Raw genomic sequence first — 14,640 nt, 5'->3', positions numbered from 1 at the left:
AGTGAATTTATGGTTGATATTGTCTACTAATTGCCGGGGCGCCACAAGCGCCCCCGTTTTCCTTGAGGTGACCCATGCCCAGACCCGCGCCCCGTATCCTGGAGGTGCTGCGCACCGAGACCCTGACCCCGAACATGAAACGGGTGGTGCTCGGCGGCGACGACCTGAGTGATTTTCCGCAAGACCACGAAAGCGCCAATTTCAAACTGTTGATTCCCAAGCCCGGGCAAACCGACATTGCCCTGCCGCCGTTCAACGACACCCCGGAACAACACAAACCCTTCGTGCGGACATACACCCTGCGCCACTTTGATCGTCCGCGCGGCGAGGTGATCGTGGACTTCATGATGCACGCCGACCACGGACCGGCCTCGGGCTGGGCCGCCGCCGCCCGACCCGGTGACCGCATCGGCTTCGCCGGTCCCGGCGCCCCCAAGTTCGTGGACTTCGACGCCGACTGGTTTCTGTTCGCCGGCGACATGTCGGCGCTGCCCGCCATCGGCGCCAACATCGAGCGCCTGCCGGCGGACGCCCGCGGCTACGCGGTGCTGGATATTCTCGACCCCGCCGACCAGCAGCCGCTGCCGTTCCCGGACGGTATCCAGGTCACCTGGCGGGTCAATCCCTACCCGGAGCAGCCGGCGGTGGGGCTGGTGGACACGGTGCTGGCGCTGCCCTGGCTGGACGGCTCGCCGGCGGTCTGGGTGGCCGGTGAAAGCGGCGCCGTGCGCGCCCTGCGCCGCTACTTCACCCAGGAACGCCAGGTGGAGCGCGGCCGCCTCTACGCCAGCGGCTACTGGCAGATCGGCCTCACCGAGGACCGCCACCAGATCGAAAAGCGCAAAGAAAAGGAAGGATGAAGGAACCGGAGAGGCCGGGGCAGGATCGGGCAAGAAACGCGCGCGAACCGGCTATCGCCCCCGGCCCGGGGGCACCGATACTGAGCGCCACGATACAGACATGTCGTGATCCATTCTTACCCCCAGGGCCACGGAAGGCCCGCTCTTTTTTCCTTTCTCCCGTTACGCCGCGCAGCACTTCTTGAATTTCTTGCCGCTGCCACAGGGGCAGGGCTCGTTGCGGCCCGGCTTCAGATTGCTCACCTTGCTGTCGCCGTCCACATAGAACCAGTGCCCGTCCTCGCGCACGAAGCGGGAGTGTTCCTCCAGCACGGAAAACCCCTTACCGCGCCGGCGCAGGGCGCGGAAATGCACCCGCCCCCGGTCGCCGTCGGAGTCGCTATCCAGCACCCTGAGTTCCAGCCAGTGGTCGCCGTCATCCAGCATCAGCCCGGTAGGGCGGGTATCCGGATGCCAGCTTCTGGCCACATAGGTGGTGTCGTTGCGCACGAAAGCGCTGTAGCGCGAGCGCATCAGCGCCTCCGGCGTGAGCGCGGGCTCACCGCGATGCAGCGGGGCGCAGCAGTCCTCATAGGGCAGATCGGCGCCGCAGGGGCAGGCGTCGGAAGGGGTTGGGTGTCGCGGGTCGGTATCGGTCATGGGGCGCTATTCTGCCAGAACCGGAAAATTTCGCCTCCGGTGTGTTGAATATTTCGAGCGCTCGCTCTATTTTTAAGGGGCGTTGAAAAAAGAATCACGGCATCGCGCGGGCCCGGTAAAACCTCAGAGGTCGGTAATCGCCATGAACGATAAGTACAACAACGATAAGTATGAGAACGGGCTGGACAGGAACGCGGCCAACTACGCGGCGCTGACGCCCCTGTCTTTCCTGCGGCGCTCGGCCACCGTGTTTCCCGACAAGGTGGCGGTGATCGACGACGACATGACCCTGGACTATCGCACCTTCCTGGCCCGCTGCCGCCGGCTGGCGGCAGCGTTGGCGCAAAGCGGGGTGGGCCCCGGCGATACCGTGGCGGTGCTGGCGCCGAACGGCCATGAACTGCTCGAGGCCCACTATGGGGTGGCCCTGGCCGGCGCCGTGCTGAATGCGCTCAACAGCCGCCTGGACGGCGCCAGCCTGGGGTTCATCCTGGACCATGGCGAGGCCCGGGTGCTGATCTACGACACCGAATACGAAGCGGTGATCAAGGACGCCCTGGCCGGTCTGACGACACCGCCGCGAACCGTCGCCATCGAGCGCGACGGCGGCCCCGCCAGCCTGGACGGCGCGCGCTACGAAGCCTGGCTGGACACCGCCGGTGACCCGGATCAATGGCGCACGCCGGCGGACGAGTGGGACGCCATCACCCTCAATTACACTTCCGGCACCACTGGCAATCCCAAGGGCGTGGTCTATCACCATCGCGGCGCCTACCTGGCGGCCATGAGCAACGCCATGGCGTTCGAGATGAACGCCGACACCGTCTACCTGTGGACCCTGCCCATGTTTCATTGCAACGGCTGGGGCTACACCTGGGCGATCACCGCCGTGGGCGGCACCCATGTGTGTCTGCGCAAGGTGGACCCGGACCTGATTTACCGGCGCATGGAAGAGCGCGGGGTGACCCATCTTTGCGGCGCGCCGGTGGTGCTCAATATGCTGCTGGCGGACATGGACCAGCGTGGGCGGGCCCTGAGCCGGCCGGCGCGCTTTGCCCTGGGCGGCGCCGCGCCGCCCAGTTCGGTGATCCGCAAGGCCCGTGAGCTGGGCTTCGACATCACCCACCTGTATGGCCTGACCGAAACCTTCGGCCCGGCCACCCTGTGCGTGCCGCAACCGGACTGGGCGGCGCTGCCCACCGAGCAACTGGCCGCCCGCATGGCCCGTCAGGGGGTGATCAACTTCGCCGTCAACGACGCCCGGGTCTACGACCACGAACGCCGCCGGGTGGCGCCGGCGGACGGCGAGACCCTGGGCGAGATTCAGTTGCGCGGCAACACCCTGATGAAGGGCTATCTCAAGAACCCGGAGACCACCGCCGAGGCGTTTCGTGATGGCTGGTACAACACCGGCGACCTGGCGGTGATGCACCCGGACCACTACATCGAGATCAAGGACCGCGCCAAGGACGTGATCATCTCCGGCGGCGAGAACATCTCCAGCCTGGAGGTGGAGGAGGTGCTCTATCGGCATCCGCGTGTCTCGGAAGCGGCGGTGGTGGCCATGGCCGACGACAAGTGGGGCGAAGTGCCCTGCGCCTTTATCGACCCGCGGCCCGGTCCGGAGCTGGACGTGGATGACTTGATCGGCTTCTGCCGCCAGCACCTGGCCGGCTTCAAGATTCCCAAAAAGGTGGTGCTGGGCGCGCTGCCGAAAACCGTGACCGGGAAGATTCGCAAGAATGTGCTGCGCGACCGGCTCGCCGGTTAGCCACGGGAAAAAACATACGACAACAACACTGATAAAAAGAGAGGACCCGTCATGCAACTGCTCAAACCCGCACGACTCCTGATCACGCTGGTGGCCGTTACCGGCCTGGCCGGCGCCCCCGCCTGGGCGGACGACGATCCGATCCGCATCGGCGCCATCTATATTCTGTCCGGCAGCGCCGCCAACTACGGCAAGTTTGCCCAGCAGGGCATTCAACTGGCCATCGACGAAATCAACCAGGACGGCGGCGTCATGGGCCGCGATCTGGAAGTGATCACCGAGGACAGCCAGGGCAAGGCATCGGTGGCGATCCAGGCGGCCCGCAAGCTGGTCTACCAGGATCAGGCCGACGTGCTGATGGGCCTGGACAGCTCCGGCGTGGCCCAGGGCCTGGTGCCGGTGATGCCGGAACTGAAGAAGCCGCTGATCATCACCCACGCCGCCACCCCGGACGTGACCGGCAAACTCTGTAACGCCTACACCTACCGGATCAGTAACAACGTGGCCCAGAACATGAAGGCCGCCGCCATCATCGCCGGCGAAACCGGTGCCAAACGCTGGACCACCATTGGCCCGGACTACGCCTTTGGCCATCAGTCCTGGGAGTTTTTCGGTAAGGCCCTCAAGGAAGCCAATCCGGACGTGGAGCTGATGAGCGACACCGCCTTCCCGCGCTTCGGCGCCGAGGACTTCACCCCGTTCATCAATGGCGTGATGGCCGCCAAGCCCGACGGCGTACTGATCTCGGTGTGGGGCGGGGACCTGGTCAACTTCGTGCGCCAGGCCAACAACCTGGGTTTCTTCGAACAGGACATGGAAATCATGTTCACCGTGGGCGCCGCCACCGAGGTGCTTTCCGCCCTGGGTGAGCAGATGCCGGAAGGCGTCTGGCTGTCCACGCGCTACTGGTACGACGGCTTTGATAACGATGTGAACAAGCGCTTTGTCAGTGCCTACATCGACCGCTACGGCGTGCCGCCCAGCTACAACGCGGAAGGCGCCTACGCGGCGGTGTACGCCTACAAGAAAGCCATCGAGAGCGCCGGCTCCACCGACGGCGACAAACTGGCTCAAACCCTCAGCGGCATGAGCCTGGACGCCCCCAACGGCACCATCGCCTTCCGCGCCGGCGACCATCAGGCGCTGGTCGGCCCCAACTGGGGCAAGTCCGGCCCGATGAACGACAAGCACGGCATCCGCACCCTGGCGGACCTGCGTATCTTCGACGGCGAGAAGGTTTCCCGCACCATCGAGGAAACCGGCTGCAAGCTCTGACCACCCTGATGCCGCCGGCCCCGGCCGGCGGTTCCCTTCCCTGAATTCCGTGTTACGGGGGTGTCATGTCCGGCTTTGGCGCGGCTTTACTCAATAGTCTGGATATCGGCCTGCTGCTGTTCGTCATCGCGGTGGGTCTGAACATCGTGTTCGGCGTGCTTAACGTGATCAATTTCGCGCATGGTGCGCTCTATATGCTCGGGGCCTATCTGGCCTATACCCTGATCAATCTGGTCGGCCTGTCGTTCTGGCCCACCTTGCTGCTGGCGCCGCTGGGCGTGGCGGCGGTGGCGGTGCTGATCGACCGGCTGGTGCTGCGGTTTATCTATCAGCGCGACGTGGCGGACAGCCTGTTGCTGACCTTCGCGCTGCTGCTGATCATCAATGAATCGGTGCGGTCCATCTGGGGCTCCGGCATCCATGTGGTGGAACCGCCGCCGATTCTGCAGGGCACCGTGCGTGTGTTTGGTGGGCCCAGCTATCCCATTTACAGCCTGTTCGTGATTCTGGTCGGCCTGCTGCTGCTGGCCGGTCTCTGGTATCTGTTCAACCGCACCCGGGTGGGGCGCATCATGCGTGCCGCCGCCCTGGACCGGGACATGGCGGAGGCGTTGGGCATCAATACCAAGCTTGTGGTCACCGGTGTGTTCGCGTTCGGCGCCTGGCTGGCGGCGGTGGGCGGCACGGTGGCGGCACCCATGCGCGCCATCGACCCGGGCATGGGCGACAAGATCATTATCGAATCCTTTATCGTGGTGGTGATCGGTGGTCTTGGCAGCTTTCCCGGTGCGCTGATCGGCGCCCTGGCGCTGGGTTTGATGCACGGCTTCGGCGGGCGCTATATGCCCGAGATCAACATGTTGCTACCGTTCGTGGGCATGGCGCTGGTACTGCTGTTCAAACCCACCGGCATCATGGGCAAGGGGGCCACCGCATGAAACAGATGATTCTGCTCGGCGCGCTGCTGGTCGCTCTGATCGGGCTGGTCGCGCTACCCTGGTTCGCGCCGTATTTCTATATTTTCATCGTCACCGAAATCCTGATCATGGGGCTGTTCGCCGCCAGCTTTAATCTGGTGTTCGGCTACACCGGCATGCTCAGTTTCGGCCACGCGGCGTTCTTCGGCGTCGGCTGCTATGCCACCGCCATGACCTTGCTGCATCTGAAATGGCCGTTTCTCTATTGCCTGTTGCTGTCGGTGGGCGCCGGCGCGCTGCTGGCCCTGGTGATTGGCTTTTTCAGCGTGCGCCTCAACGAAGTGTACTTCGCCATGCTGACCCTGGCGTTCGGCATGATGGTGTTCTCGGTGGCCCATCACTGGCGTTCGGTGACCAACGGCAGCGACGGCATCGCCGGCTTCACCCTGGGGGATTTCGGCCTGGGATTGGACCTGACACTGGGTAATCCGGCGGTCTACTACCACGTGGTGCTGGTGTTCGTGGTGCTGGCCGCGGCGGTGCTCTACCTGATCGGCCGGTCTTCGTTCGGCATGATCCTGCAGGCGATCCGTCAGAACCCGGAACGGGTGGCGTTCTGCGGCCTGAATGTGCGCAGCTACCGGCTGGCCGCCTTTACCCTCGGCGGCGCCTTCGCCGGCCTGGCCGGCGGCCTGATGGCCCCGTTCCTACGCGTGGCCAGCCCGGAAATGCTGCACTGGTCGACCTCGGCGGAACCGGTGCTGATGTCGATTCTGGGCGGCACCGGCTATTTTCTCGGTCCGTTCGTGGGCTCGGCCATGTTCATCCTGCTGGAGACCTGGATCACCAGCATTACCCAGGCGTGGATGCTGTTTCTCGGCATCGTGCTGGCCTTGATGGTGATGTTCTTCCGGCGTGGCCTGCTGGGTACCTTCCTTGACTGGTGGCTGGAACGAAAATGAGCGAACCGATTCTGAGCATCCAAGACCTGACCAAGCACTTCGGCGGTAACGCCGCGGTATCGGGCATCACCCTGGACGTACAGCCCCGCGAGACACTGGCGATCATCGGTCCCAACGGCGCCGGCAAGACCACCTTCTACAATATGGTGTCCGGCCGCATGACGCCCACCCGGGGCAAGGTGTTATTGGACGGCCAGGACATCACCGGCCTGCCGCCGCACCGGATCAGCCGGCTGGGCGTGTCGCGCTCGTTTCAGATCAACAATATCTTCACCGAGATGACGGTGCGCGAGAACGTGGAAGTGGCGCTGGCGGCGCTGCATCACCACAGCCGACGCTGGTTCAACCTGGCGTCCCGCGACACCGTGCTCCAGGAAGAAGCCCAGGCGCTGCTGGACCGGCTGTCCATCGGCGAGCTGGCGGAGCGCCGTGCCGGCGTGATCAGCTACGGCGACAAACGCCTGCTGGAAATCGCCGTGGTGCTGGCCACCCGACCGCGCCTGGTGCTGCTGGATGAACCCACCGCCGGCATGACGCCGGATGAAACCCGCCGCGTTACCGCTCTGGTGAAGTCCCTGGCCGACAGCGGTGACTACACCTTCCTGATCACCGAGCACGATATGGAGGTGGTGTTCAGCCTGGCCGATCGCATCCTGGTAATGCACCGGGGTGAGGCGCTGGTGGTGGGCACGCCGGAGGAAGTGCGCAACCACCCGGAAGTGCGGCGCGCCTATCTGGGAGAAGAAGACCAGGAAGAACAGGAGGCCGGCGCATGATTCTTCAACTTGATGACGTCCACACCTACTACGGCGAGAGCCAGGCCCTGCAGGGCGTGACCCTGGCGCTCAACGAGGGCGAGACCGTGTGCCTGCTGGGCCGCAATGGCGCCGGCAAAAGCACCACCCTGAAAAGCATCGTGGGGCTGACGCCGCCGCGCGCCGGCACGGTGACCTGGCAGGGCCGGGACATCACCCGCCTGGCGCCGCACCGCATCGCGCGGCTGGGCATCGGCTATGTGCCGGAGGACCGGCGCATCTTTCCCGGCCTGAGTGTGCGTGAGAATCTGGACGTGGCGGACCGGCGCGGTCCCGGCGGCGAGAACGCCTGGAGCGTGGAAAGGATCTTCGACGAGTACCCGATGCTGGCGGAGCTGGCCGACCAGGACGGCGCCACCCTGTCCGGTGGCCAGCAGCAGATGCTGGCGGTGGCGCGCTCGCTGATGATTGAGCCGCGTCTGCTGTTGCTGGACGAGCCCAACGAAGGGCTGGCGCCGGTGATCGTGCAGCAGATCGGCCGCCTGATCGACGATCTGTCGCATACCACCACCATCCTGTTCACCGATCAGAGCGTGCACTTTGCCCTCAAGCACGCGGACCGCGCCTATATTCTGGAAAAAGGCCGGGTGGTCCACGAGGCGCCCAGTGCCGAACTGAAACAGGACGTGGACACCCAGAACCGTTTCCTGTCGGTCGCCTGAGGGCCGGCGGCGAATTGGCGGCGGGGTTTGGTGCAACCGGCCCCGCCTCTTTTATACTCACCGCTTTTCAGCCCATTGACGACCCATGATCCCCGATTACGACGCCTTTAAAGTGGACCTGCGTCTGTCCAAGGAAGACATCTGCCGGGAGCTGTTCCGGCAGAACCAGGACAAGATTCGCATAAAGAAGGAAGCGGTGGCGGTGCGCAATTTAGTGCGGATCATCGATTCCACCCTGCGCCTGGCCAACTCGAAAGGCTTTCACGCCATGAGCCTGCGGGACCTGTGCGCCGACTCCGGCCTCAGCATGGGCGGGCTGTACGCCTATATCCGCAACAAGGATGATCTGATCCACCTGATCCAGAGCCACGGCATCCTGCTCACCCGCCAGACCCTGCTCAGTCACACCCGGGACATTACCGACCCGCGCGACAAGCTGTTCACCGCCATCCAGGCGCATCTGTATCTCAGCGAAATCATGCGCGCCTGGTTCTATTTCTCCTACATGGAAGCCAAAAGCCTGCCGGAGAAAGAGAAGCGCGACGCCGTCGCCATCGAGCGGGAAGTGGAAGACATCTTCCGTGCCATCATCGAGGAAGGCATCGCCGCCGGCGCCTACCGCGACGTCAACGCCCGCCTGCTCGCCTCGCTCACCAAGGCGATGCTGCAGGACTGGTACCTCAAGCGCGGCAAATACCGGGAGCAGAAGATCTGCGTGAACCATTACGCCGAGGTGATCCGCGACGTGCTGGAGCGCTATCTGGATTCATAGGCGCAGCGAAAAACACCGTGCCTACGGGGTCTTGGGTCGATACATCTGGAAGCGGGTCGTCTCGTTGACGGTGAAATAATCCGCCGGGCCGCCGGCGCGCAGGATCGGCTCGGCGGCGGCGGTGTCGTAGATGCCGTCCTTGAGCAGATGCCGGGCGATGTGCACGCCCACCACCTCGCCCAGCACCAGCCAGGTGTCGGTCTCGGCGCCGTCGGCGCCGGTCAGGCGCAGTACCTGGCTGAGGCGGCATTCGAAGGACACCGGGGTTTCCTTCACCCGGGGCACGTCGATAATCCGTGACGGCTCCGGCGTCAGACCACTCAACTCGAACTCGTTCACGTCCGGTGCCACCGCCGCGCAGCTCTGGTTCATGGCGTCCGCCAGGGGGCGGGTGGCCAGGTTCCAGCCGAATTCCCCGGTGGCCTCGATGTTCCGCACGCTGTCCTTGTAGCCGATGCTGGCGAAGCCGACGATCGGCGGCCGGTAGTTGAAGGCGTTGAAGAAACTGTAGGGCGCCAGGTTGAGGACACCGTCCGGGCTTTTCGAGGAAATCCAGCCGATCGGGCGGGGTGCCACCAGTGCGTTGAAAGGGTCGTGGGGCAGGCCGTGGCCGGCGGAGGGCTGATAGAAATGAATGTCGTCGCTCATGGGGGCATGCTACCGCAGGCGGTAACGCGCGGGCCAGAAGTGACGTGAGCGGAAGCCGCTCGCGGTTGGACGGCCGCTCCTACAGGTAGGTGGTTCCGGTAGGAGCGGTCGTCCGACCGCGATGCCAGAGCCCTACCAGCGGTAGGTCACGGTGGCGGTGTAGGTGCGTTCCTGGCCGTAGAAGCACAGGTAGGTGCAGGTGGCGTAGTCTTCGTCCGTGAGGTTTTGCACGTTGAGCGCCAGCCGCCAGTCGTTGAGCCAGTAGCCGACCAGGGCGTCGTACACGGTGTAGTCCGGCACCCGCACGGTATTGCCCAGGTCATAGGTGCTGCCGATATAGCGGGCACCGGCGCCCACGTTCAGGTTGCTGAGTGCGCCGCCGAAGCGGTAGTCCGCCCACAGCGAGGCGCTGTGCTCGGGCACGGCACCGGGCTCGTTGCCTTCGTTGCCGTTGTTGCTCTTGGTGACCTCCGCGTTGGTGTAGGCGTAGCCGGCGATCAGGCTGAGGCCGTTGTCGAACTCCGCCCGGGCTTCCAGTTCCGCGCCGCGCGAGCGCACTTCGCCTTCCTGGATCTGCGGGCCGCCGGCCGGGTCGGTGGTGAGTACGTTCTGTTGGGTCAGGTCATAGACCGACAGCGTCACCGACAGATTGCGGTCATCCGGCGCATAGCGCAGGCCGGCTTCGTACTGCTCGCCTTCGGTGGGGTCGTAGTTGACGCCGGTACTGCCCTCCACCGGTTCGAAGGACTGCGAGTAGCTCAGGTACGGCGCCCAGCCGTTGTCGAACAGGTACACCAGGCCGGCGCGACCGGTGAAGGTGCTGTCGTCATAGGTGGTCGCGCGGTCGCCGGTGAGCCGGTCGCGCTGCTCGTTGTCAAAACGGTCGTAGCGACCGCCGAGCAGAATCACCCAGCGGTCGTCCACCTTGATGTGATCCTGGGCGTAGAACCCGAGTTGCTGGTTATCGGATTCATAGTCGGAGATCGGGGCGTTGCCCAGCACCACCGGCGACCCGTACACCGGCGCGTACAGATCCAGCGGTGCCACGGTGCCGCTGTACTGCTCGCGGGCAAAGCTCTGCTCGTTGTAGTCCACCCCGAACAGCAGGGTGTGGCGCACCCGACCCAGGTCGAAGACGCCTTCGAGCTGGTTATCCAGGCTCCAGCTGTGGTTGTCGTCCTGGCGGGCGTAGGCGCCGCGCGTGACGGTGCGCTGGTCGGCGGCGTAACCGCCGACGAAGATGTCGGCGTAGTCGGCGTCGGCGGTGAAGTAGAGCCCGTTCTGACGGAACGTCCAGTTGTCGCTGACGCGATGGTTGAGCAGGTAGCCCAGGGTGTAGCTCTCGGAGACGAACTCGTTGAAGCCCGGCTCGCCGGTGAAGCGGTCCCGGTCGATGCGGCCGTTGGGGTTGGGTTGCACGGTGCCGGCGGCGGGCAGGCCGTAGACATAGGTGGTGTCGTTCTTCTGGTAGGCGGCGAACACGGTCAGCCGGGTGGCGTCGGTGGGCTGCCAGGCCAGTGCGCCTTGCAGGAAGTCCCGGTCATCGGGAACGTGATCGACCATGGTGTCGCTGTCGCGGGTCAGGCCGGTGAGCCGGTAGGCGAGGGCGCCGTCGTCGGTGAGCGGGCCGCTCACATCCGCCGCCAGTTGGCGACGATCATGGTTGCCGCCCTGCAGCCGGATCTCACGTAATGGTTGTCGGGTGGGCAGCTTGCTGACCATGTTGACCACGCCGCCGGGGGCGGCGGCGCCGTACAGGATCGAAGCCGGCCCGCGCAGCAGCTCGATGCGCTCCATGCCGTAGGGCTCCACGGTGCTGCTGAAGGTGTTGCGGGCCAGCTTGGTGCCGTTCAGATAGAACGGGCTGGAACCGGTCACGTTGAAGCCGCGGATCTGCAGGCCGTCGCTGGTGGTGCTGTTGGCGCCGCCGGTGAGTGACTGCACGCCGGGGGTGTAGGCCAGGGCCTGGTCCAGGGTCTGGGCGTTCTGGTTCTCGATCTGCTCGCGGGTCACCACCGACACCGATTGCGGGGTTTCCTTGAGTGCCACGCTGCTTTTGGTGGCGGTGATGCTTTGCCGGGCCACGTAACCGTACACCGGCGCCAGGCCGGCGGCTTCCGCCTCGCCGTTCACCTGCACCGCTTCCAGGGTGTTGCCCTGCTCCAGAATGACGCTGTCGTCGCCGGTGACCCGGAAGCTCACGTCGGTGCCGGCCAGCAGCAGCCGCAGGGCATCCAGCGGCGCGTAGTCGCCGTTCAGCGCCGGGGCCCGGTGGCCGCGCAGCAGGCCGGCGTCACCGCCGATGGTCAGCCCGGTCTGGCGGGCCAGTTCGGTGACCGCCTGATCCAGCGGCTGGGCGGGCAGGTTGAGGGGCGCGGCGCCGGCGGGCATCGCCAGGGTGGCGATCAGGCAGGCACCGGCCAGCCGCAGAGTGGGAAAAGAAGGCATGAAGCGTCTCCTGTTGAGGCCTTTTACCTTCCATGACCGGCGAGGGAACAAATCGGGCAGAAAAAATTCAGCGCCCGGCGACCCACACCACATAAGGGGTCAGCCGGTGCACCCGCACCGGCAGCGCCTCGGCCAGCACCGCCAGGGCCCGGTCGCTGTCGTCGGCGGGCAGCACGCCGGTGAAGTGCAGGCCCGCCGGCAGCGACGGGCTGGCCAGCAGCAGCCCGGAGCGGTGCGCCCCCAACCGGTCCAGCACCCGGTCCAGCGGCGCGTCATTGAACACCAGCCGTCCGCGACGCCATTCGAAATCCCCCGGTGGCAGCGGCGCCGGCGGGCTCACCGCGCGGCGGGTGAGGGTGGCGCCCTGGCCGGCCCGAAGAACCCGGGCGGCGGACGGATGGCCGGCCGGCGTGACCCGCACCGAGGATTCCTTCACCGCCACCCGGGTGGCGTTGTCCACCAGCTGCACGCTGTACTCGGTGCCCAGTGCCTCGGCGGTGCCGTGGCGGGTGACGATCTGGAAGGGCCGGTGGGGATCCTTGGCCACCCGGGCGAACACCCGGCCCCGCAGCAGGTGCACCCGGCGCAGGTCGGCGTTAAGGTCCAGACGCACGGCACTGCCCGTGTCCAGGGTCAGGCGGCTGCCGTCGTCCAGGTTGATCACCAGCCGTTCACCGGCGCCGGTGTGGGCGTCACCCCGCCACAGGGTCCAGGGCAGCTGCCAGGCCAGCAGGCCGATCAGCAGCCACAGTACCCACAGGCCCGGCCGGGCGCGGCGCGGCGGGTCGGCGTCCAGGCCGTTCCACAGGGTTTGCATCTGGCGGAACAAGGTGCGGTGCCGCTCGTCCTGGTCCTGCCAAGCCTGGCAGCGCCGCTCCAGCTCCCCCCGCTCCGGGCCTTCAGCCTGGTGCAGGGCCACCACCCAGTCCGCCGCCTGGTCGCGCAACGCCGTCCGGTCACTCATGCCGGGCAACCCTGTTCCAGGGCGTCATAGAGCCGCTCGTGGCAGTGCGCCAGGCAGCGGGCCAGATACTGTTTGACGCTGCTTTCGGAGACGCCCAGCCGCTCACCGATGGCGCGATAGCCGAGGCCGTCCAGCCGCGCCAGCAAAAACGCCCGGCGCGGTTTCTCCGGCAGTTCCTCCAGCAGCAGATGCAGCACCCGGGAAAGCAGATCCCGGGCCCCCACCACCTGCTCCGGCCCGCGCCGGTCCCGCCCCTCCAGCAACACCGCCACGCTGTGCAGCGCCTCGCGCTCGATGCGCTGGCGCTGGTTACGGTTGATCAGCAGACGGCTGGCGATCACCAGCAGATAGGCGCGGGGCTCCACCAACTGCGGCGGCGCGCCGGTGATCAGACGGACAAAGGTATCGTGGGAAAGGTCGGCGGCGTCCTGGGGGCAGAGCAGCTTGCGCCGCAACCAGTTGAACAGCCAGCCGTGGTGTTGGTGGTAGAGCAGGCCGATGTCCGGGCCGCCACCGGGCAACGCCGCGGGCCGCGCCCGGCGCGCGGGCAATGACATCGACCGGTCTGACATGAAGGCCCCTCGCCCCGTTCTTGATAATGAAAACAATTATCATTAAACGGAGTGAGAGAGGCAAGCGGCGCGCCGGCCGCGCCTTGCCGAGGCCGGCGCCGCCGGTGGTGGGTGTCAGCCCGCGGCGATCTTCGCCGGCGCGTCGCCGTACTGGATGCCGTACTTGCGGATCAGCTTGTCACGCTTGGCCGGGTCGAAGTTGATGTTGCGCGCATCGTAGCCGGCGTGTTCCAGCAGGCGCTTGTCCATCACCTTGTACCAGAGCGGCGGGAAGTAGCTGATAAAGAACATGCCGAAGTAGCCGTTGGGCAGGGTGGGCAGGTTCTCGAAATGGCGCAGGCTCTGGTAGCGCCGGGTGGGGTGGGCGTGGTGGTCGGAATGACGCTGCAGGTGGAAGGTGGCCCAGTTGGAGAACATGTGGTTGCTGTTCCAGCTGTGGTACGGCTGGGTGCGCTCGTAGCGGCCGTTGGCGGTTTTGTGGCGCAGCAGCCCGTAATGCTCGATGTAGTTGGCGGAGGTGAGCTGGAAGGCGCCCCAGAAGGCGGTGCCCAGAATGTAGGGCAGCAGGCCGATGCCGAAGATCGCCAGCACCAGACCCCAGGCCACGGCGGTGATGATGGCCGGCTGGATGATCTCGTTCTCCAGGGACCAGACCGACTTGCCCTGGGCTTCCAGGCGTTCCTTCTCCAGGCGCCAGGCCCGTTTGGCGGCGCCGGGGATTTCCCGCAGCACGAACTTCCAGATGCTCTCGCCCATGCGCGAGGAGGCCGGGTCCTCCGGCGTGGCCACGTCCTTATGGTGGCCCTTGTTGTGCTCGATGAAGAAGTGGCCGTAGGCGCAGGGTGCCAGCACGAACTTGGCCAGCCAGCGCTCGCCCTTGCCCTTCTTATGGCCCATCTCGTGGCCCAGGTTGATGCCCACGCCGCAGGTGCCGCCGATCAGGTAGATCATCGCCAGCACGCCGTACCAGGGCAGATCCTGGGTGCCCACGAACCAGGCGCCGAAGAACCAGGCGCCCCAGATCAGCGGCACCAGGGCGTAGGTCACCCAGCGGTAATACGGGTCCGCCTCCAGCTGCGGCACGATCTCTTCCGGCGGGTTGCTCAGGTCCTCGCCGATGATCATGTCCAGCACCGGCACCGTCAGGTAGTAGAACACCAGCGGCAGCCACAGCATCCAGGCGTTGTCGGTGGCGAAGTAGAGCGCCGGGCCCACGAACACGATGGCCGGCACGAAAATGGAGGTAAACCACAGCTTGCGCTTGCGGTCCCGGTACACGACCCCGGAGGGTCCGGTGAAGACGCCTGCCTTACTCATAGTGGCCTCGCTGTTGTT

At 65.7% G+C, this 14,640-nt stretch carries 14 protein-coding genes; 8 read left to right on the top strand and 6 right to left on the bottom strand.

Annotated features, from left to right (window positions below; all coding sequences use genetic code 11):
* Nucleotides 1–74: 74 nt before the first annotated feature.
* Nucleotides 75–860, top strand: a complete 786-nt coding sequence (locus ACLD0W_RS15085) for a siderophore-interacting protein (protein WP_410308301.1) — start codon at nucleotides 75–77, stop codon at nucleotides 858–860.
* Nucleotides 861–1,022: 162 nt separating this feature from the next.
* Here the strand turns inward: ACLD0W_RS15085 and ACLD0W_RS15080 are convergent, their stop codons facing one another.
* On the bottom strand, nucleotides 1,023–1,499 hold the full coding sequence (locus tag ACLD0W_RS15080) for a YchJ family protein (RefSeq protein WP_410308300.1): 477 nt from the start codon (nucleotides 1,497–1,499) through the stop codon (nucleotides 1,023–1,025).
* A gap of 142 nt (nucleotides 1,500–1,641) precedes the next feature.
* Here ACLD0W_RS15080 and ACLD0W_RS15075 point away from each other — a divergent pair, with 142 nt between their 5' ends.
* From ACLD0W_RS15075 to ACLD0W_RS15045, 7 genes are all read left to right on the top strand, one after another.
* A complete protein-coding gene (locus ACLD0W_RS15075) occupies nucleotides 1,642–3,270 on the top strand; it encodes an AMP-binding protein (RefSeq protein ID WP_410308299.1) in 1,629 nt (542 codons plus the stop codon).
* Between the two features lie 51 nt (nucleotides 3,271–3,321).
* The gene (locus ACLD0W_RS15070) at nucleotides 3,322–4,545 is read left to right on the top strand and encodes an ABC transporter substrate-binding protein (protein WP_204430760.1); all 1,224 of its coding nucleotides are present in this window, start codon (nucleotides 3,322–3,324) and stop codon (nucleotides 4,543–4,545) included.
* Between the two features lie 65 nt (nucleotides 4,546–4,610).
* Nucleotides 4,611–5,483 (top strand): branched-chain amino acid ABC transporter permease, encoded by an 873-nt coding sequence (locus tag ACLD0W_RS15065; protein ID WP_410308298.1) that lies wholly within the window; start codon nucleotides 4,611–4,613, stop codon nucleotides 5,481–5,483.
* On the top strand, nucleotides 5,480–6,424 hold the full coding sequence (locus ACLD0W_RS15060) for a branched-chain amino acid ABC transporter permease (protein WP_204430758.1): 945 nt from the start codon (nucleotides 5,480–5,482) through the stop codon (nucleotides 6,422–6,424). Before ACLD0W_RS15065 ends, ACLD0W_RS15060 begins: the two co-directional genes overlap by 4 nt.
* Nucleotides 6,421–7,200: an ABC transporter ATP-binding protein gene (locus ACLD0W_RS15055; RefSeq protein ID WP_410308297.1), complete on the top strand. Its 780-nt coding sequence runs from the start codon at nucleotides 6,421–6,423 to the stop codon at nucleotides 7,198–7,200. Before ACLD0W_RS15060 ends, ACLD0W_RS15055 begins: the two co-directional genes overlap by 4 nt.
* Complete coding sequence (locus ACLD0W_RS15050; RefSeq protein WP_239549866.1) at nucleotides 7,197–7,901, top strand: ABC transporter ATP-binding protein; 705 nt, start codon at nucleotides 7,197–7,199, stop codon at nucleotides 7,899–7,901. Before ACLD0W_RS15055 ends, ACLD0W_RS15050 begins: the two co-directional genes overlap by 4 nt.
* Before the next feature lie 85 nt (nucleotides 7,902–7,986).
* Complete coding sequence (locus tag ACLD0W_RS15045; RefSeq protein WP_410308296.1) at nucleotides 7,987–8,673, top strand: TetR/AcrR family transcriptional regulator; 687 nt, start codon at nucleotides 7,987–7,989, stop codon at nucleotides 8,671–8,673.
* Nucleotides 8,674–8,694: 21 nt separating this feature from the next.
* Here ACLD0W_RS15045 and ACLD0W_RS15040 read toward each other — a convergent pair whose 3' ends face one another.
* The 5 genes from ACLD0W_RS15040 to ACLD0W_RS15020 all read right to left on the bottom strand — a co-directional run bounded on the left by ACLD0W_RS15040 (nucleotide 8,695) and on the right by ACLD0W_RS15020 (nucleotide 14,622).
* Entirely contained in the window at nucleotides 8,695–9,321 is a 627-nt protein-coding gene (locus ACLD0W_RS15040; protein ID WP_410308295.1) for a flavin reductase family protein, read from the bottom strand.
* Between the two features lie 132 nt (nucleotides 9,322–9,453).
* Nucleotides 9,454–11,769 carry a TonB-dependent siderophore receptor gene (locus ACLD0W_RS15035; protein WP_410308294.1) on the bottom strand — a complete coding sequence of 772 codons (2,316 nt, stop codon included), beginning with the start codon at nucleotides 11,767–11,769 and terminating at the stop codon, nucleotides 9,454–9,456.
* Between the two features lie 67 nt (nucleotides 11,770–11,836).
* On the bottom strand, nucleotides 11,837–12,733 hold the full coding sequence (locus ACLD0W_RS15030; RefSeq protein ID WP_410308293.1) for a FecR family protein: 897 nt from the start codon (nucleotides 12,731–12,733) through the stop codon (nucleotides 11,837–11,839).
* A complete protein-coding gene (locus ACLD0W_RS15025; protein ID WP_410308292.1) occupies nucleotides 12,730–13,290 on the bottom strand; it encodes a sigma-70 family RNA polymerase sigma factor in 561 nt (186 codons plus the stop codon). Before ACLD0W_RS15025 ends, ACLD0W_RS15030 begins: the two co-directional genes overlap by 4 nt.
* 129 nt (nucleotides 13,291–13,419) lie before the next feature.
* Entirely contained in the window at nucleotides 13,420–14,622 is a 1,203-nt protein-coding gene (locus ACLD0W_RS15020; RefSeq protein WP_410308291.1) for an alkane 1-monooxygenase, read from the bottom strand.
* Between the last annotated feature and the right edge of the window lie 18 nt (nucleotides 14,623–14,640).

This window comes from Alloalcanivorax sp. C16-1, from assembly GCF_046507805.1.
Lineage (GTDB): Bacteria > Pseudomonadota > Gammaproteobacteria > Pseudomonadales > Alcanivoracaceae > Alloalcanivorax.
This window is presented reverse-complemented; position numbering and strand designations above follow the sequence as displayed.